This window comes from Mesorhizobium sp. WSM4815 (assembly GCF_055811575.1).
Genome location: NZ_JBVVQS010000003.1, coordinates 1 through 213, shown reverse-complemented (window position 1 = coordinate 213; position 213 = coordinate 1). Strand labels below are relative to the sequence as shown.

Annotated in this window: 1 pseudogene; it reads left to right on the top strand. The window is 58.2% G+C overall.

Going from position 1 to position 213, the window contains the following annotated elements:
• A pseudogene (locus tag AC0L2B_RS00010) lies at window positions 1-213 on the top strand (ATP-grasp domain-containing protein); the annotation flags it as partial.

Below are 213 nucleotides of genomic sequence, written 5' to 3'. Positions count from 1 at the left end.
CGTGATGGCATCCTCGATTGGATAGAGGGCGGCAGTCGGGCGGCTGCTTTGCCGGGCGTCGTCGAGGTCAAACTGTACGCTAAACCCAAGATGCCTATCGTCAGGAAGGGCGACTACCGGGACTGGATCGGATATGTCATCGCAGTTTCAACCAGCCGTGCTGGAACAGAGGCAATACTTCAGCGTGCCGCCGGCTCAGTCAATTGGTCGATC